The following is a 24019-nucleotide window of genomic DNA, read 5'->3' as shown; positions in this document are numbered from 1 at the left end:
TGGCTGGTAAGGCATTATTAGCTTAGGAAGGGCGACGCTATCAGGCGTGGGCCTGGTGGTAAATTTCGCTTTTCGGCTGACGAATAGTCGTGGAGAGCGCCAGCGACAAAATCAGCAGAGCGAAGATGACGCAGAAGGTGACATAGAAGCCGCCGAACACGGAGGCAATCAGCGAACCGCAAATACTACCGATACCGAAGCCAAGATAAATTACACCATAGTTTTTCGCCAGGTTATTGAGGCCAAAGAACTCGCTTACCAGCGACGGGAAGACGGTAATAGTGCCGCCGAAGTTAAAGGCCACGCAGGCAATCGCCGCAAAGAAGGTCATCGCATTCAGTGGCGCGAACAGCAGGGCCGCCATACCGACCAGGGACACCACCTGACCGATGGTTATCACGCGGATACGGGAGATCTTGTCGGACAGGATGCCCAGTACCAGGCGGCCGCTCAGGTTGGCGATAGAAATCACGGTAACCGCATTCGCCGCCGTCGCCACGTCGAGGTGCACCATGCCCTGCGCGATATCTTTCGCTACACCAATCACATACAGGCCGCTCATGCAGGCCGTCAGGAACATCACCGCCAGCATCCAGTACTGCGGTTTACGCATGGATTCAGCAAGGGTGAAATCATTTTCGACGACGCCGTTAGCGGTAGTGGTCGCGGGATGATTCGGCGCATCTTTCATCAGCATCGCGCCAAAGACAATCATCACCAGCACGATAGCGCCCCAGATAACAAAGGTTTTTTCCAGCCCGACCGTCGCCAACAGGTGGCTATCGATAAATTTAAAACCGAGGCTGCCAAGGCCATAAGCGCCAATCGAGAAGGCGGAAATCAGACCTTTACGCTCCGGGAACCACTTCACGCAGTTAGATAACGTCAGTAAATAGCCCGCGCCGTCCGCCAAACCGACCAGCAGACCGGCGCTCAGCCACAGCATCATCAGGCTGTTAGCATGGGCAGTAAGGAAAAAACCGACGCCAAGAAGGATGCCGGATGCCATGGTGACGCGTTTCACGCCAAAGCGTTCCTGCAATTTACCGGCAACGGAAGAGGATAACGCCAGCCCAAGACTTAACAGGCCGAAGGAAAATGCCACCTGGCTTACTGGCTCGTCCAGTTTGCTGGCCAGAGAACTATTAAACAAACTCCATGTATAAACCGATCCCAGCGCGAATTGCGTAATGATCGTGCCAATCAGCGTAAGCCAGCGGGTATATTGAGTGTTTGCAGCGTTCATAGCAGATGTCCTGAAGGATTAACTGCCGCCACAATAACCAACCCCCCATATCCGATGGGGAAAAAAGGCATGAACTGCCATCAACGAGGAATGAAATGCATTTATGGCGGAATGAATGGCATTGCAAAACATTCATTCCCAAAATTTCCGTCAAAAAGTTAGTGTGCGCTATCTCACAAAAACGCGCCATTACTGAGATTTAACAGTAACGGCGATGTTTCAAATGCATAACAAAATAGGTCAGAAATTGGCGCTGACGCCCATCAGATACAGCGTATTTTCACCCGATGGTACATTATCTGCCTGCGAAAGCGTGGCCCATGCCGCCAGATGCGAACCCAGCGGCATATCGGCGCCCAACGTGACATCGCCCCAGCTACCGTCTTTTCCGCGGCTAATCGACGCATTGTTATCGACAGAAATAGACTGGTTATAGCTTACCTGCGCCCATGGATGCACGCCCCACAGTTGCTGATAATCCATACGCCAGCCGAGCGTGTTGACGTAAATACCTTCGCCCGCGCGACGCGTCGCTGGCGGCGGATTGAGATCGCTACGCAAGCTGGCAACCGGCCCGGAGGTCACGCCGCTGGCCAGTGAATAGTTCCATCCCACGCTCATGCCGTGACCTAAATCGGGCGGCGACAGCGCCTGATTTAACGCCAGCCCTGCGGGCGCTTCTGACGCTCTCATACGCTCGGCGAGAATATCTTCATAACGCGGTTGGTGATCGCTATCCCATGTATAGCGTTCGGACGTATTACTTTTTGTATCGTTAGCGATATATTCCTGTTGCCAGGCATAAGCACCTGAAACACACGACATCCAGATAGTGATGCACGCCGGGATCAACCCACCCCGGAGGCCATTGCATTTCTTTATTATCATTAATGCGACTCCAAAAGAGCCGAATCGGCAATGTTGCTGTGTTTTTATACTCAAAATAATTCGAGCTGCCGCCCACTTCTACGCAACTTGAAGTATAAGAGTTGATGGGAAGTGGTTTCCCTGTATTAACTATTATCTTTATCTTTCAGCCGTCAAGGCGGATGAAAAAGTTTTCTGACGAAAGGGAGAGAAACATGCAACGTTGCGGATGGGTAAGCCAGGATCCTCTTTATATCCAGTATCACGATAAAGAATGGGGAGTCGCCGAGAGAACGCCGCAAAAGCTGTTTGAAATGATCTGCCTCGAAGGCCAACAGGCGGGGCTCTCGTGGATAACCGTTCTGAAAAAACGTGAAAACTATCGTCAGGCCTTTCACCAGTTCGACCCGGTGCGCGTAGCGGCCATGGATGAAGCGGACGTCGAGCGCCTGCTACAGAATGCGGGCATTATCCGCCATCGGGGAAAGATCCAGGCCATCATCGGCAATGCGCGGGCGTTTCTCGCCATGGAAGCCAACGGTGAAGCATTCAGCGATTTCGTCTGGTCGTTTGTCGATAATCAGCCGCAAATTACCCATGCGGCGACGCTCGCCGAAATTCCCACCACCACACCAGCCTCCGATGCGCTATCTAAAGCGTTGAAAAAGCGCGGCTTTAAATTCGTCGGCTCCACTATCTGTTATTCATTTATGCAGGCCTGCGGGTTAGTCAACGATCACGTGACCGCTTGCTGTTGCTACCCCGGGAGACCAGCATGATCCAAAAATGGGATGCCACGGAGACCGGCCCGCTACTCGAGTTATGGCTGGAAAGCACGATTTACGCGCATCCGTTCATTGCTGAAAGCTACTGGCGGGAAAGCCTGGAAGTTGTGCGCGATGTCTATCTTCCCGCCGCCGCCACCTGGGTGTGGCAGGAGAATGACGCACTGAAAGGGTTTATCAGCGTGATGGATTCGCGCTTCGTCGGGGCGCTTTTCGTCGCCCCGCAAGCGATCCGCCACGGTATCGGCCGCGCGCTGCTTGATGAGGTCAAGCAGCACTACGACTGGTTAAGCCTGGAGGTCTATCAGAAAAACGTGCGGGCGGTAAATTTCTACCACGCGCAAGGTTTCCGTATAGAAGACTGCGCATGGCAGGACGATACCCAGCACCCAACCTGGATTATGCATTGGCCGGCGGATCAAATGCGCTAAGCGCCAGCGCGGGTCCATCGTATTTTTCCAGCCATGCCAGCGCCGTATTCCCGGCGCAACCATTGCCCAGACGCGAGGTCGGAATATCTTTCGTCAGCACGTTCACCGCGCCGTTTTTGCATATGCCGGCATCGGGGTCGATATCCGGCCACGCGCCTTCATGCAGGCAAATCACCCCCGGACGAATGCCTTCCGTGACCACTGCACCAGCCAGTACCTGACCGCGCGAATTCCACACCCGCACCAGATCGCCGTCGGCGATATTGCGCGCCTGAGCGTCCAGCGGATGGATAGTCAGCGGTTCGCGCCCGGCGACGGCATAGCGTTCACGCAGCGAAGTCTGGTTCAACTGGCTATGCAGGCGGTGCGCCGGATGGGCGGAAAGTATCTGCAGCTGACCCACCTCGGCGTTGCCGTGCCACTCGTCAGGTTCGAGCCACATCGGGTGCGGCGGACAATCGGCATAGCCAAACCCGGCAATGGTCGGCGAGTGAATTTCAATTTTTCCGCTCGCGGTTTTTAACGGGTTAGCCTGCGGGTCTGCGCGAAATGCCGCGAAGCGGGAGAAACGGGCGTTATTCGGGTTTTCCGGCATTTCAATTAGCTGGTTCGCTTGCCAGAATTCGGTAAACGGCGGCAGCGTCACTTGCTGCTGCGCCCCACGCTGGGCGGCAATCTGGTAGAAGGTCTCCAGCCATTGCAAATCGTTTTTTCCTTCGGTGAAGCGTTCGCGGCCGCCCGCCTCCCAGCGTTCGCTCAGATCGGCAAAAACATCGAAATCGTCGCGCGCTTCATCGCGCGGCGCGACCACCCGCTTCATCGGCACCAGATGCTGATTGCTGTAGTCGCCGGTCATGGTCAGATCGTTACGCTCAAACGAAGTGGTCGCCGGTAAGACGATATCAGCATGGCGCGCGGCGGCGGTCCAGAAGCATTCGGAAATCACAATCAGCTCCGGCTTCTGCCAGGCCTGAATCAGGCGGTTGGTATCCTGATGATGGGTAAAGTTAGCGCCGCCCGCCCACCAGATAAAGCGGATGTCGGGAAAGCGCCGCGTCATCCCGTTGTGCTGATAGCTGGCCCCGGGATTTTCCAGGGCCTCAACGATGCGGGCAACCGGGATTTTTTCCACCGCGTCTACGCCGCCCGCTACGCTGCCCTGCATGGAGGCCAGCACTGCGGCGCGGCGCGTGGGGTTGCCGCCGTTGGCAAAGTGGTAAGAAAGACCAAAACCGCCGCCGGGCGTGCCAATCTGCCCCAGCATCGCCGCCAGCGTCACCAGCATCCAGTGTTTTTGCTCGCCAAACTGCTGGCGCTGCATGCCCCAGCCGGACATCAGCATGGTGGTGTTTTCGTGGAAAAGTTTCGCCAGTTCGCGGATTTTATCCGCCGCTACGCCGCAAATTGCCGCCGCCCATTCGGCGGTTTTGGCGACGCCATCGCTTTCACCACTCAAATAGCGGGCGAAAATGTCATAACCGCTGGTACAGCGGGCGAGGAATTCATCGTCCTGCCAGCCATGCTCTACCAGGGTATGGGCGATCCCCAGCATCAACGCGACGTCAGTGCCCATATGTGGCGCGATCCATTCCATCGATTCGCCAAAGAAATCAACGCTTTCCGATCGCATGGGATCGATGCAGATCAGCCGCTTGCCGCTCTGGCGCAGGCGATCAAACCAGGGGATCCCCTGTTCATCCGAGGCGTTCCAGGCGATTTTCAGCGTATTCAGCGGATTAGCGCTCCACAACACCACCACCTCGCTGTGCTCCAGGATAAGCGGCCAGCTGGTTTGCTGTTGATAAACTTCATTACCGCCAACCACATAAGGCATGATCGCCTGCGCCGCGCCGGTTGAATAATCGCCGAGGTGTCCGGTATAGCCCCCGGCAAGACTCATATAGCGCTGCAGCAGGGTTGCCGCCTTATGCAACACGCCGTTAGAACGCCAGCCATAGGAACCGGCGAAAATCGACTGCGGGCCGTAGCTTTCGCGGATCCGTCGATGCTGGGCATCAATCAGATCAAGTGCCTGCTCCCAGCTTACCCGCACGAATTCATCCTGGCCGCGTACGCCCTGCGGCTGTTGAGGCGAGGCGAGATAGCCTTTTCGCACCATCGGATAGCGAACGCGAGTTTTACTGTGCACCTGTTCGCGCACCGCCGTTTGCAGCGAGTTGGCGAAGGGGGTGTCCAGCGCGCCGCGGGACGAAATCACATTTTCACCATCCGTCTCCACCAGCATTGGCCCCCAGTGGGCCGCGGTTAAGATGGTTTTAGTTGCAGATGAAGTTGGCAAAGCAGGCTCCTGGGTCAGCGAATGCAGGTGTTGTGACGGTTTGTTAGTCAACCGTTCAATGTTACTTACAAAAAGAGATACCCTACGGGGAATTTTCTCCGTATTCGGACGTCATAATCAACCGTCACGCTTGCGGTGGCAAAGAATAAAAAGGATTAAGGAAATAAGATGAAAAAACGCGTACTCATGATTGCTGCTATCGTTAGCGGCACACTGGCTATTTCTGGTTGTACTACCAACCCTTATACCGGCGAACGCGAAGCGGGAAAATCCGGCATCGGCGCGGGTATCGGCTCCTTAGTAGGCGCAGGCGTCGGCGCGCTCTCCTCTTCCAAGCATGACCGCGGCAAAGGCGCGCTGATTGGCGCAGCGGCAGGCGCGGCGCTAGGCGGCGGCATCGGTTACTACATGGACGTGCAGGAAGCGAAACTGCGCGAAAAAATGCAGGGAACCGGAGTCAGCGTGACGCGAAATGGCGATAACATCGTGCTCAACATGCCGAATAACGTCACCTTTGACAGCAGCAGCGCCAACCTGAAACCTGCAGGCGCCAACACCCTGACCGGCGTCGCGATGGTACTGAAAGAGTACGAGAAAACTGCCGTTAACGTCGTCGGCTACACCGACAGCACCGGCAGCAACGATCTGAACATGCGTCTGTCGCAACAGCGTGCCGACAGCGTCGCCAGCGCGCTCATCACTCAGGGCGTAGCGGCCAACCGTATTCGCACTACCGGCATGGGCCCGGCGAACCCGATCGCCAGCAACAGCACGGCGGAAGGCAAAGCGCAGAACCGTCGCGTGGAAATTACCCTCAGCCCGCTGCAGTAATCTTCTCGTTTCCGGCCCGGCAGCCTCCCTGCCGGGCAAAATGCTTGATATCGCTATTTTTCGCGCTAAGGTGTTGGCAGATTTTCAGCAAAGGAAGCCATCATGGCGAAAGCGGCGCGAGCAACCATCAGCGACGTGGCGAAAGCCGCGAAGACCGGTAAAACCAGCATTTCACGCTATCTCAACGGCGAAAAGCATCTGCTTTCCGACGATCTGCTGGCGCGGATTGAAAAAGCGATTGCCGAGCTCAACTACCGTCCCAGCCTGATGGCCCGTGGCCTCAAACATGGCCGTACCCGCCTGATTGGCCTGATCATCGCCGATATCACCAACCCTTACTCCGTGAACGTGTTAAGCGGGATTGAAGCCGCCTGCCGCGAAAAAGGCTTCACCCTGCTGGTGTGTAATACCAACAACGAGGTCGATCAGGAGCTGCATTACCTTGACCTGCTGCGTAGCTATCAGGTTGAAGGGATTGTGGTTAATGCAGTCGGCATGCGCGAAGAAGGCCTCAACCGCCTGCAGCAATCCTCGCTACCGATGGTGCTTATCGACCGTAAAATCCCCGATTTCGCCTGTGATGTCGTGGGGCTGGATAACACTCAGGCCGCCACCACCGCCACCGAACATCTGGTGGAAAAGGGTTTTGAAGCGCTGTTGTTTTTAAGCGAGCCAATCGGCTCCGTAAACACCCGCCGCGAGCGCCTGGACGCCTTTCGCGCGACCCTACAGCGCTATGCTGGCGTGGTGGCGGAAAACGCCGAGGTGCCGCTCAACGACGGCGCCATGATGGATAACGTCCTGCGCCAGTTCCACGCCCGCCACCGCGGAATGCGCAAAGCGGTGATTTCCGCCAATGGCGCCCTGACGTTACAGGTCGCCCGTTCACTGAAGCGCGTTGACCTCATCTGGGGCAGCGATATTGGCCTGCTGGGCTTCGATGAGCTGGAATGGGCGGAGCTGGCGGGCGTCGGTATTACCACCCTCAAACAGCCAACCTGGCAGATTGGCTATGCTTCGGTCGAACAGGTCGTCAGGCGTATCGAAGGCGGCAGCGACCCCATCTGCGAGCGGGTCTTCTCCGGCGAGCTTATTGTCCGGGGATCAACGTCTCGTTAACGATTCATCGTGATGACGATCATAAATTAAACATCCTGGCCTTTCCTTTGGAACCGGTACCATCTAGCGTAATAGGGAGTTAAGCCCCACCACGCCAGGAGTTTGTTCAATGGCCAGAAAAATCATTGTCGTCACCGCCGCTTATGGCAACGACCACGTTAAAGCGCTTGGCGGGCAGTCCGCCGTATTACCCTTTATCGCCGGTTCCGGCGCCGATGGCGTGGAAATTCGCCGCGAGCTGTTCAGCGCGGCGGAACTGAAGCAGTTGCCGACGCTGGCGGCCGACATTGAAAAACAGGGGCTGCTGGCCTGCTACTCCGCGCCACAAGCGCTGTTCACCGACAACGGCGAGCTCAATCCCCATCTCCCGTCGTTACTTGAAGAAGCGCAAACCCTCAACGCTCTGTGGCTGAAGCTCTCCCTCGGTCATTTCATCCATAACCAACAGCTGGAGACGCTGCGCGACATTCTGAGCGCCAGCGGCATGGCGCTGGTGGTGGAAAATGACCAGACCGATTGCGGCCAACTGGCGCCGATGCAGCGCTTCAAAGCCGCCTGCCGGGTCCATCAGATGCCGGTGACGCTGACTTTCGACATGGGAAACTGGCTGTGGGTCGGCGATTCGCCGGAAGAAGCCGCGCGCCATCTCGCCCCCGCTGTCAGCTATATTCATGTGAAGGCGGCGGAGCCTCATCATGAGAAGTATCGCGCCGTCCCACCGGACCAGGCGGACGCTCGCTGGCTGGCGCTGCTCGATAACCTGCCCGCCGACGCGCCGCGCGGTATTGAATTCCCGCTGGTCGGCGAAGACCTGACCGCCGTCACCCGCCATTACGTTGATCTGTTACGCGAGGATTAAGCCATGGAAAACTTAGATGTCATTACCATTGGCGAAGCCATGGCGATGTTTGTCGCCACCGAAACCGGCGAACTGGCGGAGGTTGAACGCTTTATCAAACGCGTCGCCGGCGCTGAACTGAACGTGGCGACCGGCCTGGCGCGCCTGGGGCTGAAGGTGGGCTGGGTGAGCCGCGTCGGCAACGATAGCTTTGGCCGCTTCGTGCTGAATTCGCTGGCCAAAGAAGGCATCGACGCGCGCGGCGTGGCCGTTGACGAGCGCTACGCTACCGGCTTCCAGATGAAATCTAAAGTCGAAAATGGAACCGATCCCATCGTGGAATATTTCCGTAAAGGATCGGCTGCCAGCCATCTGTCGACGGAAGATTTCCGCGCTGATTACTTCACCAGCGCCCGCCATTTGCACTTAAGCGGCGTCGCCGCCGCGCTGTCCGACAGCTCGTATGCATTGCTGGAACATGCGGCCAGGGTGATGAAAGCCGAAGGGAAAACCCTCTCATTTGATCCAAACCTGCGCCCGGTACTGTGGAAAAGCGAAGCCGAGATGGTGGAGAAACTGAACCGCCTCGCCTTCCAGGCTGACTGGGTTTTGCCAGGCTTAAAAGAGGGCGTGATTCTTACCGGCCAGCAGACGCCGGAAGGTATCGCTGATTTCTATCTGTCGCGCGGCGTTAAGGCGGTGGTGATTAAAACCGGCTGCGACGGCGCATGGTTCAAGACCGCCAACGGCGAACAGGGCGCCATCGCAGCCATTAAAGTCGACAACGTGGTGGACACCGTCGGCGCGGGTGATGGCTTTGCCGTTGGCGTAATCAGCGCGCTGCTGGAAGGCAAAACGCTGACGCAAGCCGTGAACCGCGGTAACAAAATTGGCTCGCTGGCCATTCAGGTACAGGGCGATAGCGAAGGGCTGCCCACCCGCGAAGCGCTGGGCGAATAATCTTTTCACCTAAAACAGCCGTCCTGTACCCTACATGCAGCGCGGCACAGCAGCGCCCGTTCCGGCGGGCGTATGTCACCTCATTGACAGAGGCAAGCCTATGAACAGTTCAACAAATGCAGCAAAACGTTGGTGGTACATCATGCCTATCGTGTTTATCACGTATAGCCTGGCGTACCTTGACCGCGCCAACTTCAGCTTTGCATCGGCCGCGGGCATTACCGAAGACCTTGGCATCACCAAAGGCATCTCATCGCTGCTTGGCGCCCTTTTCTTTCTTGGATACTTCTTCTTCCAGATCCCAGGAGCGATTTACGCTGAACGCCGCAGCGTGCGTAAACTTATCTTTATCTGCCTTATCCTGTGGGGCGGCTGCGCCTCGCTAACCGGCGTGGTGCATAACATCCCGGCGCTGGCGGCCATCCGCTTTATCCTTGGCGTGGTGGAAGCGGCGGTCATGCCGGCGATGCTGATTTACATCAGTAACTGGTTCACCAAATCAGAGCGTTCACGCGCTAACACTTTCCTGATCCTCGGTAACCCGGTCACCGTACTGTGGATGTCGGTCGTATCGGGTTATCTGATCCAGGCCTTTGGCTGGCGTGAAATGTTTATCATTGAAGGGATCCCTGCTGTGATTTGGGCCTTCTGCTGGTGGGTACTGGTGAAAGACAAACCGTCGCAGGTGAACTGGCTAGCGGAAAGTGAAAAAGCGGCGCTGCAGGAACAACTGGAGCGCGAACAGCAGGGCATCAAAGCGGTACGTAACTATGGCGAAGCCTTCCGTTCACGCAACGTGGTGCTGCTGTGTATGCAATATTTCGCCTGGAGCATCGGCGTGTACGGTTTCGTACTGTGGCTGCCGTCAATCATCCGCAGCGGCGGCGAAAACATGGGGATGGTCGAAGTAGGCTGGCTCTCTTCAGTACCCTATCTGGCGGCAACGATTGCGATGATTGCCGTCTCCTGGGCTTCCGATAAGATGCAGAACCGTAAGCTGTTTGTCTGGCCGCTGCTGCTCATTGGCGGGCTGGCGTTCATCGGCTCCTGGGCCGTCGGCGCCAACCATTTCTGGGTCTCTTATACCCTGCTGGTGATCGCTGGCGCGGCCATGTACGCCCCGTATGGCCCGTTCTTTGCGATTATCCCGGAGATGCTGCCACGCAACGTCGCCGGCGGCGCGATGGCGCTGATCAACAGTATGGGAGCGCTGGGTTCTTTCTTTGGTTCGTGGTTCGTCGGCTATCTCAACGGCGCAACCGGCAGCCCGTCCGCCTCGTACATTTTCATGGGTGTGGCGCTTTTCGCCTCGGTATGGCTTACTTTAATTGTTAAGCCTGCTAAGAATCAAAAACTTCCGCTTGGCGCTCATCACGCCTGAACTACTTACGCTACGGAGATTCGCATGAAGCCGTCTGTCATTCTCTATAAAACGCTCCCCGACGATCTGTTACACCGTCTGGAGGAACACTTTTCCGTCACCCAGGTGAAAAACCTGCGTCCGGAAACCGTTTCGCAGCACGCGGAGGCTTTCGCCCAGGCGGAAGGTTTACTGGGTTCGAGTGAAAAGGTTGACGCCGCGTTACTGGAGAAAATGCCGAAGCTGCGTGCGACCTCTACCGTGTCTGTCGGCTACGACAATTTTGATGTCGATGCATTGAACGCGCGCAAGATTTTGCTGATGCATACGCCGACCGTGCTGACCGAAACCGTCGCCGATACGGTGATGGCGCTGGTGCTGAGCACCGCGCGTCGGGTGGTTGAGGTCGCTGAACGCGTGAAAGCGGGCGAATGGACCAAGAGCATCGGGCCGGACTGGTTCGGCTGCGATGTACACCATAAAACCCTGGGCATCGTCGGCATGGGCCGCATTGGCATGGCGCTGGCGCAGCGCGCCCACTTCGGTTTCGGCATGCCGATTCTGTATAACGCGCGCCGGCAGCATCCACAGGCGGAAGAGCGCTTCAATGCGCGCTACTGCGATCTCGATACCCTGTTACAGGAAGCGGATTTCGTCTGCCTCATTCTGCCGCTGAGCGAAGAGACCCACCACCTGTTCGGCGAAGCGCAGTTTGCCAAAATGAAATCTTCCGCCATCTTCATTAACGCCGGGCGCGGTCCGGTCGTTGACGAGCAGGCGCTGATTGCGGCGCTGCAGGCCGGTGAGATCCACGCTGCCGGTCTTGACGTCTTTGAACATGAACCACTGGCAAAAGATTCGCCGCTGCTGACGCTGCCGAACGTGGTCGCGCTACCGCACATTGGTTCCGCCACCCACGAGACCCGCTATAACATGGCGGCCTGCGCGGTAGATAACCTGATTGACGCATTGAACGGCAAGGTTGAGAAGAACTGCGTGAACCCGCAGGTGAAGTAAGCGAGGAAAGCAGAAGCCCGGCCGGCGGCGCTTACGCCGTCAGCCGGGAGAACAGCGATATACCGATTAACGCGTGGCGTTAACCGCCGCCGTCCAGGCCTGATTAAAGGCCTGATGCTGAGCGGCCAGCGGAGCAATCAGCGCATTGTACTGGCTTGCCTGCTGAGACGTCGGGAACTGAATACCGTTAGCCACGAAGCTCACCTGCGTCCCCTGCTGAGCGACAAAATCACCCACCTGGACCAGTTGCTGAGTAAAGACCTGCGCGGCCGGAATCAGCGGCTGCAGCGCATTCGCCGGCGCCGTCACGACTTTATTAAACACCTGGTCATAAACCGGCTTAAGGTCATCAGCCTGCTTCAGCGCGCCATGCGCGGCATCCGCCTGCATTTTAGCGTTTTCCAGCTGCTGGCTCAGCACGCCCAGCGCGCCGTTAGCCTGCCGCAGCGGCTCACGCTGAGTGGTATAATCCTGCGCCACGCGAATGGCGTTAACGCTATCAACCACCGGGCGCAGACCCGCATCCATCGCCTGGCTGACCTGCTGTGAATAAGCGTAAATCACCGCATAATCGGACACGAAGGGGCCGAACTGTTTTTTCTGATCGGCGGTCAGCGTAGGCAGACGTTCGCCGCTACGCATCGCCGTATTCTGCAGGAAGTCGATGAACGCTTTGCGCTGATCGCCTTCTTTATCAAAACACCCACTCAGGCTAACCACCATTAATATGGCCGCAACGGCCGCAAACCAGCGAGAGCAGGACTTTCCTGTCGCCATTTTTTTACTCCTTCAGCCAAAAAAAGCGCAAACAGGCACACGCGTGCCAGACGCTGACAAGGATAGTCCAGGACGGCCTTGCAGGATACCCTTTCCTGATAATCTTACCGCGGAAAATATCCTTTTTCGCCTTCCCGGCGCCAGCCAGGCCCGCTGTTAAGTTCATCACATTTAACGCGATAACTTAAGCCAAAAAAATAGTAAATATCTTTTTGATTTAATTAAAATTAATAAAATTAACGGCGAAGGAATTACGCAAAGCGGACGATAATCGCACGCTTCCTGAAGGCGGCACATTGTCTACAGGCAGGTTCAATGGTTTGATTAATGAGCGATTAACGGCGTTATGTTCGATTATCGCACAAACAACATCAATGACAGCGAGGGAGACTATAACAATACCTCTGTCCCCCGCTCAGCCTGCCAGGAATGCCGTATGAAGAAAACAACCATCGATATTCAGGCTTTTATCAACGAACATCCATTCACGAAGTACCAATGGATGATTCTCGCCTTATGTTTTATTACCGTCGCGATGGACGGATTTGACACCGCGATTATTGGTTTTATCGCCTCAGACCTGGTGCAGGAATGGGGGGTTGAGAAATCCGCGCTGGGCCCGGTAATGAGCGCCGCTCTGGTCGGGCTCGCCGTCGGCGCGCTGACGGCCGGGCCGCTCGCCGATCGTATTGGCCGCAAGAAAGTGCTGATTATGTCGATCCTGGTTTTCGGCGGCTTTAGTTTGTTAACCGCATTTGCCAGCAGCCTTAACCAACTGACATTATTGCGCTTCCTCACCGGGTTGGGCTTAGGCGCGGCAATGCCGAATGCCGCGACGCTAATGAGCGAATATGCCCCGGAACGCCGCCGCGCGCTGATGGTAAACCTGATGTTCGTCGGCTTCCCAATGGGGTCGTCGCTGGGAGGCTTTCTGTCGGCCTGGATGATCCCGCATTATGGCTGGCAAAGCGTGCTGGTGCTTGGCGGCGTGATGCCGCTGCTGCTGGCCGTGGCGTTAATGTTCCTGCTACCGGAATCCGCACGCTATATGGTCGTGAAACGCCAGCCGGCGCAGCGGATCGCCGCTATCCTGAAGCGTATCGCGCCATTGCCGGATGCGGTTGAATTTGAGCTACGTGAAGCAGGCCAGGTGAAGGAAAAGTCAGCCATTGGCGTGATTTTCTCCCCGCGCTACGCCGTGGGCACCGTGATGCTGTGCCTGACCTATTTTATGGGATTGCTGATTTTCTATCTGCTGACCAGTTGGCTGCCGCTGCTTATCCGCGAGACCGGCGCCTCGATGAGCCAGGCTTCTATCATCACCGCCCTGTTCCCGCTCGGCGGCGGGATTGGCGTGCTGATCCTCGGCGCGCTAATGGATAAGATCAACCCTAACAAGGTGGTTGCCGTCGGCTGGCTGCTCACCGGCGTCTTTGTTTGCCTGGTGGGTTTCTCAACCAGCAATCTGCTGTTGATGGGGGTAATGGTGTTTATCGCTGGCAGCATTATGAACGGCGCGCAATCATCAATGCCGGCGCTGGCTGCCGGGTTCTATCCAACCCAGGGCCGCGCCACCGGCGTTGCCTGGATGCTCGGTATCGGCCGCTTCGGCGGGATCCTCGGTGCCTTCAGCGGCGCTTTCCTGATGCAGGCGCAATTATCGTTTGAGACCATCTTCACCATGCTGGCGATCCCGGCGTTTTTATCCACCATCGCCCTGGTAGTGAAATACAAACTGAGCCAGCGCCAACCTGCCGTTAAGCCAAATGACGGTAAAAACCTACAGAAAGCCTAATCAATCCAGCCAGCGCTCTGCGCTGGCTTTTTCTTGCCGCTAACCATCATTTACATAAATTTTCCAAAGCTGCTGACACTCTTAGTAATCATCCCCTTAGCTTTTACGCACGCCGCTTTTCCGGGTGATTAACGAAACCACGCCGACAAATAATCACTTCGGTTATTATTTTCCTTGCTTTTGCGACTATTCTTAAATGGCTCGATGTATTTTCCTCTCCGCAGTGAGACAGAATAGGAGCTCTCAATGGAATATAAAGATCCCGTATTTGATTTGTTGAGTAACCTGGAACAGATTGTTTTTAAAGACCAGCCGCAAACGGCTACGCACGCCCGTACCCCAAGCGTTTTTAATGAATTCGAACGGCTGCGTAAGGGCACAGGCCTTAAGACAGATGATTTCGCCAATGCAATGGGCGTCAGCGTCGCGATGGTTGAAGAGTGGGAATCGCGACGGGTAAAACCTTCATCCACGGAGCTCAAATTGATGCGCCTGATGATGGCCAATCCACAGCTCTCAAGGCAGCTAATCGATTGAAAAACTGGTTTACTATCTTCTTTTGGTAACGGTCCTGATGCAGGGCCGTTTTATATCCTGATGAAAAAAAGTTTGCTATCCGACTGAGAACATGCGTTAATGCTCGCAGGTTTGATGTACAGACCACAGAGCAGTCGAATAGAGCAGTCCTTCAAAGGTTATCCATTAGATATCCCCGTAGTGAACTTTCCCTTTATCGCTTTAAATCTGTAGTCCAGACCACTACGCCGCAAGGCTCACTAATTTTTTTAAAGGTAATTCACTATGTCCGGTAAAATGACTGGTATCGTAAAATGGTTCAACGCTGACAAAGGCTTCGGCTTCATCACTCCTGACGATGGCTCTAAAGACGTGTTCGTACACTTCTCTGCTATCCAGAACGATGGCTACAAATCCCTGGACGAAGGTCAGAAAGTTTCCTTCACCATCGAAAGCGGCGCTAAAGGCCCGGCAGCTGGCAACGTAACTTCTCTGTAAGTTCAAGCCGCTAAGAATAATAAATCCCTGCCTTATGGCGGGGATTTTTTTATCTGTCGTCAACAGGCGCCATCAGCAGATGGCGCCTGTTGTCATTCAGAGGGCGGCAAAATGCCAGCCCGTTTCCCTCCACTCCAGACAATGGGTCAGCTTCAGACCCTGTAAAAATGCCTCGTCATGCGATACCACCAGCATCGCGCCGGGAAACGTCGCCAGCGCGCTTTCAATTGCCTGGGTCGACGCCAGATCGAGGTGATTGGTTGGCTCATCCAGCAGCAGCAATTGAGTTGAGTCCCGCCGCCAGAGCACGCAGGCAAGCGCCGCTTTCAGGCGTTCGCCGCCGCTTAACGCCGCCAGCGGAAGGCTGACCTTGTCAGCTCCCAACTGGAGCTGCGCCAGACGGCTACGCAGTACTCCCTCATCCAGTGGGGTATCGCCCAGGTTAAGGTGCGCCATCACCGACAATGATAAATCCAGCTGCGTCAGATGCTGATCGAGATACGCCGCACTCACCGACAGCCGGACGTCGCCAGCGGTTGCCTGCTCCAGCCCCATCAGGGTTTTCAATAATGTTGTTTTGCCACAGCCGTTTGGCCCCTTTAGCGCGATGCGCATCGGGCCATCCACCCGCCAGTCGAGCGGCGCGGGGGATGAGTGAGCCAACTGCAGCGATTCCAGCACCAGTACCTGCTTGCCGGCAGCCACTTCACTGCCAGGCAGTGTGAACATCACCGGATTATCTTCTTCTACCCGCTCCCGCGCCTGGTGCACGGCGGCATTCAGACTACTGTTCTGCTCACGATGCTGGCGGCGCAGCGTTCCCGGACGCTCTTTTGCCGCCCCTTTGTACTTCACACGCTCGAAAGAGGCGATATTCAGCGTATCGACGGTACGCAGCGTCTGAGCCGAGCGCCGTTGGGCCGCGTCATGCTCCTTTTGCATCCGCGCCCGGGTGCGCCGCCGTTCGATTGCGGCATGCTCCAGCGCCGAGCGGGCGGCCTGTTGCTCCGCTTCGCGCTGCCGCTGATATTCGGCATAATTGCCGCCGTAGTTGCGCAGCGCCGCCGGCGTCAGCTCAATAATCCTCGGCATCAGGGCCAGCAATTCACGGTCATGGCTGGCGATTAAGGCCCCGCCCCGCCAGAGTTTCAGCTGTTGATACAGCCACTCACGGCCCTGACGATCGAGATGGTTGGTGGGTTCATCCAACAGCAGATAGTCCGCGCCAGAAACGAATGCGCCGCACAGTAGCGCCTTCATTCGTTCGCCACCGCTGAGCGAAAAGGCAGGACGATCGGCGGCGAATGCCGGGAGCCCGGCATCGCAGAAGGCTGAACTCAGGCGGTCGGGCAGATCCCAACGGCCATCCAACAGTTCGAAGTCATTTGCCAGCCCTTTTCCCTGTTCAAGGCGGGACAGGGCGTCGAATAGGGACGCATAACCCAATAGCGAGGCGACGGTTGTCCCGGCGGTGAGGGTCGGCTGCTGCGCCACCCAGGCAACGGTGGCTGACCGTTCGATGTGCCCGCCGGAAGGAGAATCAAGGCCCGCCAGCAGACGCAACAGGCGTGTCTTGCCAACGCCATTTCGCCCGACAAGGCCGCAAAGCAACGGTTCCAGCGATAAATTCAGCGGGCCAAAAAGCGTCTGTCCCGTCGCGAACTGACAGGTGACCTGATGTAAAACAAAAGAGGGGGTGTGGGCACAATGAGCCATAAGCACTCCTGAATGAAATCAATACTCCCCTACCCGCAGCGTTTGCGAGGTAAGGCGTGAAATTCATCAGTCGTGTTTGTTCATTTGTCGTGTGCGCTCCAGTGAGACGAGGGATTCGTCGGGGCATAGGATAGCCAGGCCCGAGCCTGGATTTCAAGATTATTTTTTCACCATTGCGATAAGGCAAAAAAAAGCCTGCCGGATGGCAGGCTTTTGACCTTTCTCGAGATAGTTACTGCAGCAGTGAAATATCCGCAACCTGCAGGAACAGCTCGCGCAGTTTGGACAGCAGCGTCAGACGGTTGATGCGGACATCTTTGTCTTCAGCGTTAACCATCACATTTTCGAAGAACTCATCAACCGGCTCGCGCAGCGCAGCCAGCTCAATCAGCGCATCCTGATAACGGCCTTCGGCGAAGTAAGGCTGGAGTTTATCACGCAGCACCACCAGATTACCGGCCAGCTTAATTTCCGCCGCTTCTTTCAGCACCGAGGCATGAACGATATCGTTCAGGGTCTCGTCGGATTTCGCCAGGATGTTGGATACGCGCTTGTTTGCCGCCGCCAGGGCGGAGGACTCTTCCAGCGTACGGAAGTGCGACACAGCCTTCATGCGCGCATCGAAATCCGCCGGGCGGGTCGGACGACGCGCCAGTACCGCCTGAATAGTATCAACACCATAGCCTTCGTCCTGATACCAGGCGCGGAAGCGGCCCAGCATGAAGTCGATGACGTCATCAACGACGTTGGCGTTAGTCAGCTTCTCACCATACAGACGCACCGCTTCTTCGGTCAGCGTTTGCAAATCGAGATTCAGGTTCTTCTCAACGATGATACGCAGTACGCCCAGCGCGGCGCGGCGCAGCGCAAACGGGTCTTTATCGCCTTTCGGATGCTGACCGATACCGAAGATACCCGCCAGAGTGTCCATCTTGTCGGCAATAGCCACCGCGCAGGCAACCGGGTTAGACGGCAGCGCATCGCCGGCAAAACGCGGCTGATACTGCTCGTTCAGCGCGACCGCAACATCTTCCGCTTCGCCGTCATGGCGCGCGTAGTGCATCCCCATCACGCCCTGCGTGTCGGTGAACTCGAAAACCATGTTGGTCATCAGGTCGCACTTGGACAGCAGGCCCGCGCGGGTCGCATGGTTAACGTCAGCGCCAATTTGTTCGGCAATCCAGCCCGCCAGCGCCTGAATACGATCGGTCTTATCGCGCAGGGTACCCAGCTGCTGTTGGAACAGCACGGTTTCCAGACGCGGCAGGTTATCTTCCAGACGTTTTTTACGGTCGGTATTGAAGAAGAACTCGGCATCGGCCAGACGCGGACGAACGACCTTCTCGTTACCGGAGATGATCTGCTGTGGATCTTTGGACTCGATATTCGCCACGAAGATGAAGTTCGGCAGCAGTTTGCCGTCGTTTGCATAGACCGGGAAGTACTTCTGGTCGCCCTTCATGGTGTAAACCAGCGCTTCGGATGGCACCGCGAGGAATTTCTCTTCAAACTTCGCCGTCAGCACTACCGGCCATTCGACCAGCGAGGTCACTTCTTCCAGCAGACTTTCGCTCAGGTCAGCATTACCGCCAATCTTACGCGCCGCCGCTTCAGCATCCGCTTTGATTTTGGCTTTACGCTCGGCGTAGTCGGCCATCACTTTACCGCGCTCCAGCAGAATCTGCGGATACTGGTCTGCATTGTCGATGGTGAATTCCGGCTCGCCCATAAAACGGTGCCCGCGGATGATACGGTCGGAAGCGATACCCAGAATGGTCGCCGGGACAACCTGATCGCCCAACAGCAGGGTCACGGTGTGAACCGGACGCACAAAGTGAACGTCAGAAGCGCCCCAGCGCATCAGTTTCGGGATCGGCAGCTTAGCCAGCGAGGTCGCAACCATGTTCGGCAGCAGCGTTTGCGCGCTTTCCCCCTTAACGTGGGCGCGATACAACAGCCATTCGCCTTTATCGGTGGTCAAACGTTCAGCCTGATCGACGGTAATACCACAGCCGCGCGCCCAGCCTTCGGCCGCTTTGCTTGGTTTACCTTCAGCGTCAAACGCCTGGGCAATGGCCGGGCCGCGTTTTTCGACTTCACGATCCGGCTGCGAGGCGGCCAGATTCGCCACTTTCAGCGCCAGACGGCGCGGCGCGGCAAACCATTCGACGGCGCCGTGCGCGAGGCCAGCGTTGTCCAGTTCCGCAGTAAAGTTGGCAGCGAAGGATTCAGCCAGGCTGCGCAGTGCTTTTGGTGGCAGCTCTTCGGTGCCGATCTCCACCAGGAAAGTTTTCTCAGACATGGCCGCCTCTTATTTGTCTTTGTTGCACATCGGGAAGCCAAGGGCCTCACGGGAAGCATAGTAAGCTTCTGCCACTGCTTTAGTCAGGGTGCGGATACGCAGAATATAGCGCTGACGCTCGGTGACGGAGATGGCTTTACGCGCATCCAGCAGGTTAAAGCTATGGGCGGCTTTCAGAATACGCTCGTAGGCTGGCAGCGGCAGCGGAGTTTCCAGCGCCAGCAGTTGCTGCGCTTCTTTCTCGTACTGCTCGAAGCAGGTGAACAGGAAGTCTACGTCCGCATATTCAAAGTTATAGGTGGACTGTTCCACTTCGTTCTGGTGGAAAACGTCGCCGTAAGTGGTTTTACCCAGCGGGCCATCGCTCCAGACCAGATCGTATACGCTGTCCACGCCCTGGATGTACATCGCCAGACGCTCCAGGCCGTAGGTAATTTCGCCGGTGACCGGTTTACACTCCAGCCCGCCAACCTGCTGGAAGTAAGTAAACTGCGTCACTTCCATACCGTTAAGCCACACTTCCCAACCCAATCCCCAGGCGCCCAGAGTCGGGTTTTCCCAGTTATCTTCAACGAAGCGGATGTCGTGGATAGTCGGATCCATACCCAGCTCTTTCAGAGATCCGAGATACAGTTCCTGAATGTTGTCCGGGGACGGCTTAATCACCACCTGGAACTGGTAATAGTGCTGTAAGCGGTTCGGGTTTTCGCCATAGCGGCCATCGGTCGGGCGACGAGAAGGCTGTACGTAGGCGGTCGCCATCGGCTCTGGCCCCAACGCGCGTAAGCAGGTCATTGGGTGGGATGTGCCGGCGCCGACTTCCATGTCCAGTGGTTGAACAATGGTGCAGCCCTGACGAGCCCAGTAATCCTGTAAGGTCAGGATCAGGCCCTGGAAGGTCCTGGTATCAAACTTTTGCATATTATTTCGTGCTGGATACGTGTGGATTTAAAGGAAGGGATCAGTATACCCGCTGGCTGCGAGATATACAGTATGAAACGGCCTTTGTTTAGCGAAATTTGAGCAAAGCGGCGCCATCGTGCGGCGTTTAAGCCGCATTTAGCGCATAGAAAGATGTAAAAACTGGCCGTCTGGATCAAAAGAACAGACAAAGCGTTCATTCCGCGAAGTCAGACCGGAAAGCTCATAGCTTGCCTGGAACTGCTCGAAATGATTGACGTCGACGCGACGGGTGTCGGTGCTGTAACGTAACGCCGCCTGATCCTTGCATAATTTTTCCATATTCAGCGTAGTTTGCGGCGTAATACGTGCTTTTTGCGCTTTTTGAACGGGTTGAGCAGGTGTCTGGCTGCAGCCGACCAGCAGCAGCGCCGCCAGGGCAGATACGAAATATTTCATCACCATTTTTCTCAACCGCCTTGTTAGCCAATTGTTATCGTGCAGACCATGTAAAACTAGCCAAACATTTTGCGAATCTCACTGATGCTCTACAAGAGTGTGGCGAAAAACTCAGAATATTCCATTGTGATGACGACAAACGACGGGAGTCAGACTCTTTTTACGCAGGGGCCAATGAGGTACAGATGCAGGAAAAAATAAGCTGGATTACCAACTTGCGCGGCATAGCATGCCTGATGGTAGTAATGATTCACAGTACCACCTGGTACATTACCCATCCTCATAGCATCAGCTTGTTCGAATGGGATATCGCGAATCTGCTTAACTCGGCATCACGGGTCAGCGTCCCGCTTTTTTTCATGATTTCAGGATATCTGTTTTTTGGCGAACGCAGCGCCCAGCCCCGCCATTATCTGCGCATCGCGCTGTGTATTCTGTTCTATAGCGCGCTGGCGCTGCTCTATATCACCCTTTTTACCCACATCAACGTTGAGCTGTCATTAAAAAATTTACTGCAGAAGCCGGTGTTTTATCACCTGTGGTTTTTCTTTGCCATTGTGGTGATTTATCTGCTCTCGCCGCTGATTCAGGTGAAGCAGGTCAGCGGCAAAATGCTGCTGGCGCTGATGCTGGTGATTGGCCTCATCGCCAACCCCAATATGGTAAGCATCAAGGCGGGCGGCATTGAATGGCTACCGATAAACCTCTATATCAACGGCGATACCTTTTACTACGTACTGTACGGGATACTGGGCCGGGCGATCGGCGCCATGAATACCGACAGAAGAGGACTGACCCTGATGTGCGCGCTACTGTTTACCGCCGCGGTGTGGGTCATTTCACGCGGCACGCTGCATGAACTGCAATGGCGAGGCGATTTTGGCGATACCTGGTATCTGTATTGCGGGCCGGCTGTGTTTATCTGTGCAATCTCGTTATTCACCCTGGGCAAAAACATCCTCAATAGCCGTGAGCTCCCGGGTATCGCGTTAATCTCCAGACATTCATTAGGCATTTATGGCTTTCACGCATTGTTTATTCACGCTCTGCGCGCCAGCGGCCTTGAGCTAAGCCGCTGGCCCTTGCTGGATATTGTGTGGATTTTCGCCGCCGCGCTGTTGGGTAGCCTGGCGCTGTCTACGCTGGTTCAGCGAATTGATCGCCGTCGGTTGGTGAGCTGAAAATCGCCAATCAGCGCAATCCATGAGATCAGATGAAACGCGGGTGAATAGGTCGTCGCTTTTGTTTCCATTGCCGACGACCTCTCTTCACCGTCGGTTGACAGTTTATTCCACTGAGTTATTGCGCGCTTTATCCGCGACTTTAGCGGGATAAGACGTTGCTGACGCACCGTACATACAGACAAACCATGCTATCACGTAAATACTTTTTTCGCGCCACGGCGCCGGAACAAACCAGGCGCCGACCAGCAGCAATCCTGCCGATAGCAACAGAACCAACCGGCACAGGGAGATAAAATCATCATCTCGCTGCGCTTCCTGCTCCGTTCGTTGATGGGTGAGGACAGCAAACATCCCCATCACCAGCACGCCAAGAAAATAGCCTTTACCGCTGAATAGCGGGCACGTTCGCCAGATGCCGATGAGGTAAACCAGCGAGCCCAGCAGCATGACTAATCTTGCCGTCGTACGTTTTAATTTCATTGCGCCTCCCTGGCCATGGTAACCCTCATTATGACCGGGGAATCGCCGGTTGCGGCGGTTTCAGCAAGTTGGAATCAACAATTCGGAATAAATAAATATGTGAATTAAATCAATGCGAAGCGAATCATTCAGGAAGGGAATTCGCCCCAATAGATGGGGCGAGAACAACTTATGACATCAGCGGCTTAAGCTGCTGATAAATCTGGCGGAACGTTTCACGACGCGGCGCATAACGGGCAAACCGTTGAGCATCAGGCAGATGCGCCTGCTCCAGCGGTAGCTGCGGCAGGAGGTCAGAGAAAGCCGCATCATGATGAACGGCCAGTTGCGCCAATCTTGCCGCGCCTAACGCCGGGCCGACATCGCCGCCGGTGCGGAAATCCAGCTGTTGTCCGCTGATATCGGCGAGCATTTGCCGCCAGTATGCGCTGCGCGCGCCGCCGCCGATAAGGGTGACGCTGTCTGGCTTCACACCACAGGAGTGCACAACATCCATGCCGTCAGCCAGCGCGTAACCCACCCCCTCAAGCACCGCCCGCGCCAGTTCGGCGGGACCATGTTGATGGGTAAGGCCGAAGAACACGCCTTTAGCCTGCGGATTGTTGTGCGGCGTACGCTCGCCGGAAAGATAAGGCAAGAACCACACCGGGTCGGCATTGTCATCCGCCGACTGCGCCGCGGCGATCAGCGCCGGTACGCTGCCGAGGCCGGTCAGCTTTGCCGCCCAATCCAGACAAGACGCGGCGCTGAGCATCACCGACATCAGGTGCCAGCGGCCCGGCAGGGCGTGGCAGAAACTATGCACCGCGCTTTCCGGTTTACTCAGAAAACCATCGCTGACGGCGAAATAAACGCCGGAGGTCCCCAGCGATAACATCGCCTGCCCCGCATCGGCCATGCCAACGCCGACAGCGCCTGCCGCGTTATCGCCGCCGCCCGCTACCACCAGCGCCCGCGGCATATTCCACGCCTGAGCGACCTCTGCGCGGAGTTGGCCGGTCACCTCGCAGCCTTCAAAGAGGGCCGGCATATTGTCGCGGCTGAGCCCGCAGGCGGCGAGCATTTCATCGCTCCAGTCACGACGCGCGACGTTCATCCACATCGTGCCGGCGGCGTCGGACATATCGCTGGCGTACTCACCGCTCATGCGCAGCCGTAGGTAATCCTTCGGCAACAGGACCTTATCGACCTGTTTAAAGATTTCGGCTTCGTGACGCTGTACCCACAGCAGCTTCGGCGCCGTAAAACCCGGCATCATCAGGTTGCCGGTGATTTGCCGCGAAGCGCCGACTTTTTCTTCCAGCAGCATGCACTCTTCGCCGCAGCGGCCGTCATTCCACAAAATCGCCGGACGCAGGACCCGCTGCTGTTTATCGAGCAGCGTGGCGCCATGCATCTGCCCGGCGATGCCTAAAGCTTTTACCTCGCGCAGGGAGTGTTGCGCGCCCAGCGCTTGCATCGCGGTATTCGTCGCCTGCCACCACTGTTCGGGATCTTGTTCGGACCAGAGCGGATGCGGGCGCGAGACGGTCAGTTTTTCGGTATGCGTCGCCAGTACGTCGCCCTGTTCATTGAGCAGAATGGCTTTTACACCCGAGGTCCCTAAATCAATCCCGATATACATGCAGCGTCTCCTTAA

22 protein-coding genes are annotated in these 24019 nt (G+C 56.3%); 12 read left to right on the top strand and 10 right to left on the bottom strand.

Translation table 11 applies throughout. The features are described from left to right. Positions 1–40: 40 nt before the first annotated feature. Together ABLV08_RS05675 and ABLV08_RS05670 are read right to left on the bottom strand one after the other, a co-directional pair. A complete protein-coding gene (locus tag ABLV08_RS05675) occupies positions 41–1246 on the bottom strand; it encodes an MFS transporter (RefSeq protein ID WP_348855645.1) in 1206 nt (401 codons plus the stop codon). Positions 1247–1486: 240 nt separating this feature from the next. After that, a complete protein-coding gene (locus ABLV08_RS05670; protein WP_163359247.1) occupies positions 1487–2071 on the bottom strand; it encodes an autotransporter outer membrane beta-barrel domain-containing protein in 585 nt (194 codons plus the stop codon). Between the two features lie 257 nt (positions 2072–2328). Between ABLV08_RS05670 and tag the strand changes: the two genes are divergently transcribed. After that, entirely contained in the window at positions 2329–2892 is a 564-nt protein-coding gene (gene tag / locus ABLV08_RS05665) for a DNA-3-methyladenine glycosylase I (RefSeq protein ID WP_032715295.1), read from the top strand. After that, entirely contained in the window at positions 2889–3329 is a 441-nt protein-coding gene (locus ABLV08_RS05660; protein WP_015369224.1) for an N-acetyltransferase, read from the top strand. The genes tag and ABLV08_RS05660 overlap by 4 nt, the downstream gene beginning before the upstream one ends. On the opposite strand, the gene ABLV08_RS05655 is transcribed toward ABLV08_RS05660, so the two are convergent. Continuing rightward, complete coding sequence (locus ABLV08_RS05655; protein ID WP_032715297.1) at positions 3298–5628, bottom strand: molybdopterin guanine dinucleotide-containing S/N-oxide reductase; 2331 nt, start codon at positions 5626–5628, stop codon at positions 3298–3300. The two genes, ABLV08_RS05660 and ABLV08_RS05655, sit on opposite strands and share 32 nt — an antisense overlap. 168 nt (positions 5629–5796) lie before the next feature. Between ABLV08_RS05655 and ABLV08_RS05650 the strand changes: the two genes are divergently transcribed. The 6 genes from ABLV08_RS05650 to ghrB all read left to right on the top strand — a co-directional run bounded on the left by ABLV08_RS05650 (position 5797) and on the right by ghrB (position 11753). Continuing rightward, complete coding sequence (locus ABLV08_RS05650) at positions 5797–6459, top strand: OmpA family lipoprotein (protein WP_015369222.1); 663 nt, start codon at positions 5797–5799, stop codon at positions 6457–6459. 102 nt (positions 6460–6561) lie between these two features. Next, complete coding sequence (locus tag ABLV08_RS05645; RefSeq protein WP_015369221.1) at positions 6562–7578, top strand: LacI family DNA-binding transcriptional regulator; 1017 nt, start codon at positions 6562–6564, stop codon at positions 7576–7578. A 109-nt stretch (positions 7579–7687) separates the two neighbouring features. Then, positions 7688–8437 carry a xylose isomerase gene (locus ABLV08_RS05640; protein WP_032713095.1) on the top strand — a complete coding sequence of 250 codons (750 nt, stop codon included), beginning with the start codon at positions 7688–7690 and terminating at the stop codon, positions 8435–8437. A 3-nt stretch (positions 8438–8440) separates the two neighbouring features. Continuing rightward, entirely contained in the window at positions 8441–9376 is a 936-nt protein-coding gene (locus ABLV08_RS05635) for a sugar kinase (protein ID WP_032715299.1), read from the top strand. Between the two features lie 100 nt (positions 9377–9476). Then, positions 9477–10757 (top strand): MFS transporter, encoded by a 1281-nt coding sequence (locus tag ABLV08_RS05630; protein ID WP_015369218.1) that lies wholly within the window; start codon positions 9477–9479, stop codon positions 10755–10757. A gap of 24 nt (positions 10758–10781) precedes the next feature. Next, positions 10782–11753 carry a glyoxylate/hydroxypyruvate reductase GhrB gene (gene ghrB / locus ABLV08_RS05625; protein ID WP_015369217.1) on the top strand — a complete coding sequence of 324 codons (972 nt, stop codon included), beginning with the start codon at positions 10782–10784 and terminating at the stop codon, positions 11751–11753. Between the two features lie 66 nt (positions 11754–11819). Here the strand turns inward: ghrB and ABLV08_RS05620 are convergent, their stop codons facing one another. Beyond that, positions 11820–12530 carry a DUF3053 domain-containing protein gene (locus tag ABLV08_RS05620; RefSeq protein WP_015369216.1) on the bottom strand — a complete coding sequence of 237 codons (711 nt, stop codon included), beginning with the start codon at positions 12528–12530 and terminating at the stop codon, positions 11820–11822. Between the two features lie 436 nt (positions 12531–12966). Between ABLV08_RS05620 and ABLV08_RS05615 the strand changes: the two genes are divergently transcribed. The 3 genes from ABLV08_RS05615 to cspA all read left to right on the top strand — a co-directional run bounded on the left by ABLV08_RS05615 (position 12967) and on the right by cspA (position 15339). Next, entirely contained in the window at positions 12967–14325 is a 1359-nt protein-coding gene (locus ABLV08_RS05615; RefSeq protein WP_020077711.1) for an aromatic acid/H+ symport family MFS transporter, read from the top strand. Between the two features lie 246 nt (positions 14326–14571). Continuing rightward, positions 14572–14862, top strand: coding sequence for an HTH-type transcriptional regulator (locus tag ABLV08_RS05610; protein ID WP_015369214.1), 291 nt, complete (start codon positions 14572–14574; stop codon positions 14860–14862). Positions 14863–15126: 264 nt separating this feature from the next. Further along, the gene (gene cspA, locus ABLV08_RS05605; RefSeq protein WP_000014594.1) at positions 15127–15339 is read left to right on the top strand and encodes an RNA chaperone/antiterminator CspA; all 213 of its coding nucleotides are present in this window, start codon (positions 15127–15129) and stop codon (positions 15337–15339) included. Positions 15340–15435: 96 nt separating this feature from the next. Here cspA and ABLV08_RS05600 read toward each other — a convergent pair whose 3' ends face one another. The 4 genes from ABLV08_RS05600 to ABLV08_RS05585 all read right to left on the bottom strand — a co-directional run bounded on the left by ABLV08_RS05600 (position 15436) and on the right by ABLV08_RS05585 (position 20722). Then, positions 15436–17055 (bottom strand): ABC-F family ATP-binding cassette domain-containing protein, encoded by a 1620-nt coding sequence (locus ABLV08_RS05600; protein ID WP_348855642.1) that lies wholly within the window; start codon positions 17053–17055, stop codon positions 15436–15438. A gap of 232 nt (positions 17056–17287) precedes the next feature. Further along, on the bottom strand, positions 17288–19357 hold the full coding sequence (gene glyS, locus ABLV08_RS05595) for a glycine--tRNA ligase subunit beta (protein WP_015703776.1): 2070 nt from the start codon (positions 19355–19357) through the stop codon (positions 17288–17290). A 9-nt stretch (positions 19358–19366) separates the two neighbouring features. Further along, the gene (gene glyQ, locus ABLV08_RS05590; protein ID WP_015369211.1) at positions 19367–20278 is read right to left on the bottom strand and encodes a glycine--tRNA ligase subunit alpha; all 912 of its coding nucleotides are present in this window, start codon (positions 20276–20278) and stop codon (positions 19367–19369) included. Positions 20279–20416: 138 nt separating this feature from the next. Continuing rightward, positions 20417–20722, bottom strand: a complete 306-nt coding sequence (locus ABLV08_RS05585; RefSeq protein ID WP_015369210.1) for a YsaB family lipoprotein — start codon at positions 20720–20722, stop codon at positions 20417–20419. 179 nt (positions 20723–20901) lie between these two features. Between ABLV08_RS05585 and ABLV08_RS05580 the strand changes: the two genes are divergently transcribed. Further along, a complete protein-coding gene (locus ABLV08_RS05580; RefSeq protein WP_015703777.1) occupies positions 20902–21897 on the top strand; it encodes an acyltransferase in 996 nt (331 codons plus the stop codon). A 105-nt stretch (positions 21898–22002) separates the two neighbouring features. On the opposite strand, the gene yiaB is transcribed toward ABLV08_RS05580, so the two are convergent. Both yiaB and xylB read right to left on the bottom strand, forming a co-directional pair. After that, positions 22003–22380, bottom strand: a complete 378-nt coding sequence (gene yiaB, locus ABLV08_RS05575) for an inner membrane protein YiaB (RefSeq protein WP_015369208.1) — start codon at positions 22378–22380, stop codon at positions 22003–22005. 169 nt (positions 22381–22549) lie between these two features. Beyond that, entirely contained in the window at positions 22550–24004 is a 1455-nt protein-coding gene (gene xylB, locus ABLV08_RS05570; RefSeq protein ID WP_015369207.1) for a xylulokinase, read from the bottom strand. Positions 24005–24019 lie beyond the last annotated feature (15 nt).

It is taken from the genome of Klebsiella sp. CN_Kp088, from assembly GCF_040064335.1.
Classification (GTDB): Bacteria; Pseudomonadota; Gammaproteobacteria; order Enterobacterales; family Enterobacteriaceae; genus Klebsiella; species Klebsiella aerogenes.
Note: the sequence above shows the minus strand (reverse complement) of the source record. Positions and strands in the feature narration are given on the sequence as shown.

What these genes read in the sequence shown, in the direction of transcription:
- ABLV08_RS05675 (WP_348855645.1), bottom strand. Translation starts at nt 1,246, where the DNA reads ATGAACGCTGCAAACACTCAATATACCCGCTGGCTTACGCTGATTGGC.
- ABLV08_RS05670 (WP_163359247.1), bottom strand. Translation starts at nt 2,071, where the DNA reads ATGTCGTGTGTTTCAGGTGCTTATGCCTGGCAACAGGAATATATCGCT.
- tag (WP_032715295.1), top strand. Translation starts at nt 2,329, where the DNA reads ATGCAACGTTGCGGATGGGTAAGCCAGGATCCTCTTTATATCCAGTAT.
- ABLV08_RS05660 (WP_015369224.1), top strand. Translation starts at nt 2,889, where the DNA reads ATGATCCAAAAATGGGATGCCACGGAGACCGGCCCGCTACTCGAGTTA.
- ABLV08_RS05650 (WP_015369222.1), top strand. Translation starts at nt 5,797, where the DNA reads ATGAAAAAACGCGTACTCATGATTGCTGCTATCGTTAGCGGCACACTG.
- ABLV08_RS05645 (WP_015369221.1), top strand. Translation starts at nt 6,562, where the DNA reads ATGGCGAAAGCGGCGCGAGCAACCATCAGCGACGTGGCGAAAGCCGCG.
- ABLV08_RS05640 (WP_032713095.1), top strand. Translation starts at nt 7,688, where the DNA reads ATGGCCAGAAAAATCATTGTCGTCACCGCCGCTTATGGCAACGACCAC.
- ABLV08_RS05635 (WP_032715299.1), top strand. Translation starts at nt 8,441, where the DNA reads ATGGAAAACTTAGATGTCATTACCATTGGCGAAGCCATGGCGATGTTT.
- ABLV08_RS05630 (WP_015369218.1), top strand. Translation starts at nt 9,477, where the DNA reads ATGAACAGTTCAACAAATGCAGCAAAACGTTGGTGGTACATCATGCCT.
- ghrB (WP_015369217.1), top strand. Translation starts at nt 10,782, where the DNA reads ATGAAGCCGTCTGTCATTCTCTATAAAACGCTCCCCGACGATCTGTTA.
- ABLV08_RS05620 (WP_015369216.1), bottom strand. Translation starts at nt 12,530, where the DNA reads ATGGCGACAGGAAAGTCCTGCTCTCGCTGGTTTGCGGCCGTTGCGGCC.
- ABLV08_RS05615 (WP_020077711.1), top strand. Translation starts at nt 12,967, where the DNA reads ATGAAGAAAACAACCATCGATATTCAGGCTTTTATCAACGAACATCCA.
- ABLV08_RS05610 (WP_015369214.1), top strand. Translation starts at nt 14,572, where the DNA reads ATGGAATATAAAGATCCCGTATTTGATTTGTTGAGTAACCTGGAACAG.
- cspA (WP_000014594.1), top strand. Translation starts at nt 15,127, where the DNA reads ATGTCCGGTAAAATGACTGGTATCGTAAAATGGTTCAACGCTGACAAA.
- ABLV08_RS05600 (WP_348855642.1), bottom strand. Translation starts at nt 17,055, where the DNA reads ATGGCTCATTGTGCCCACACCCCCTCTTTTGTTTTACATCAGGTCACC.
- glyS (WP_015703776.1), bottom strand. Translation starts at nt 19,357, where the DNA reads ATGTCTGAGAAAACTTTCCTGGTGGAGATCGGCACCGAAGAGCTGCCA.
- glyQ (WP_015369211.1), bottom strand. Translation starts at nt 20,278, where the DNA reads ATGCAAAAGTTTGATACCAGGACCTTCCAGGGCCTGATCCTGACCTTA.
- ABLV08_RS05585 (WP_015369210.1), bottom strand. Translation starts at nt 20,722, where the DNA reads ATGGTGATGAAATATTTCGTATCTGCCCTGGCGGCGCTGCTGCTGGTC.
- ABLV08_RS05580 (WP_015703777.1), top strand. Translation starts at nt 20,902, where the DNA reads ATGCAGGAAAAAATAAGCTGGATTACCAACTTGCGCGGCATAGCATGC.
- yiaB (WP_015369208.1), bottom strand. Translation starts at nt 22,380, where the DNA reads ATGAAATTAAAACGTACGACGGCAAGATTAGTCATGCTGCTGGGCTCG.
- xylB (WP_015369207.1), bottom strand. Translation starts at nt 24,004, where the DNA reads ATGTATATCGGGATTGATTTAGGGACCTCGGGTGTAAAAGCCATTCTG.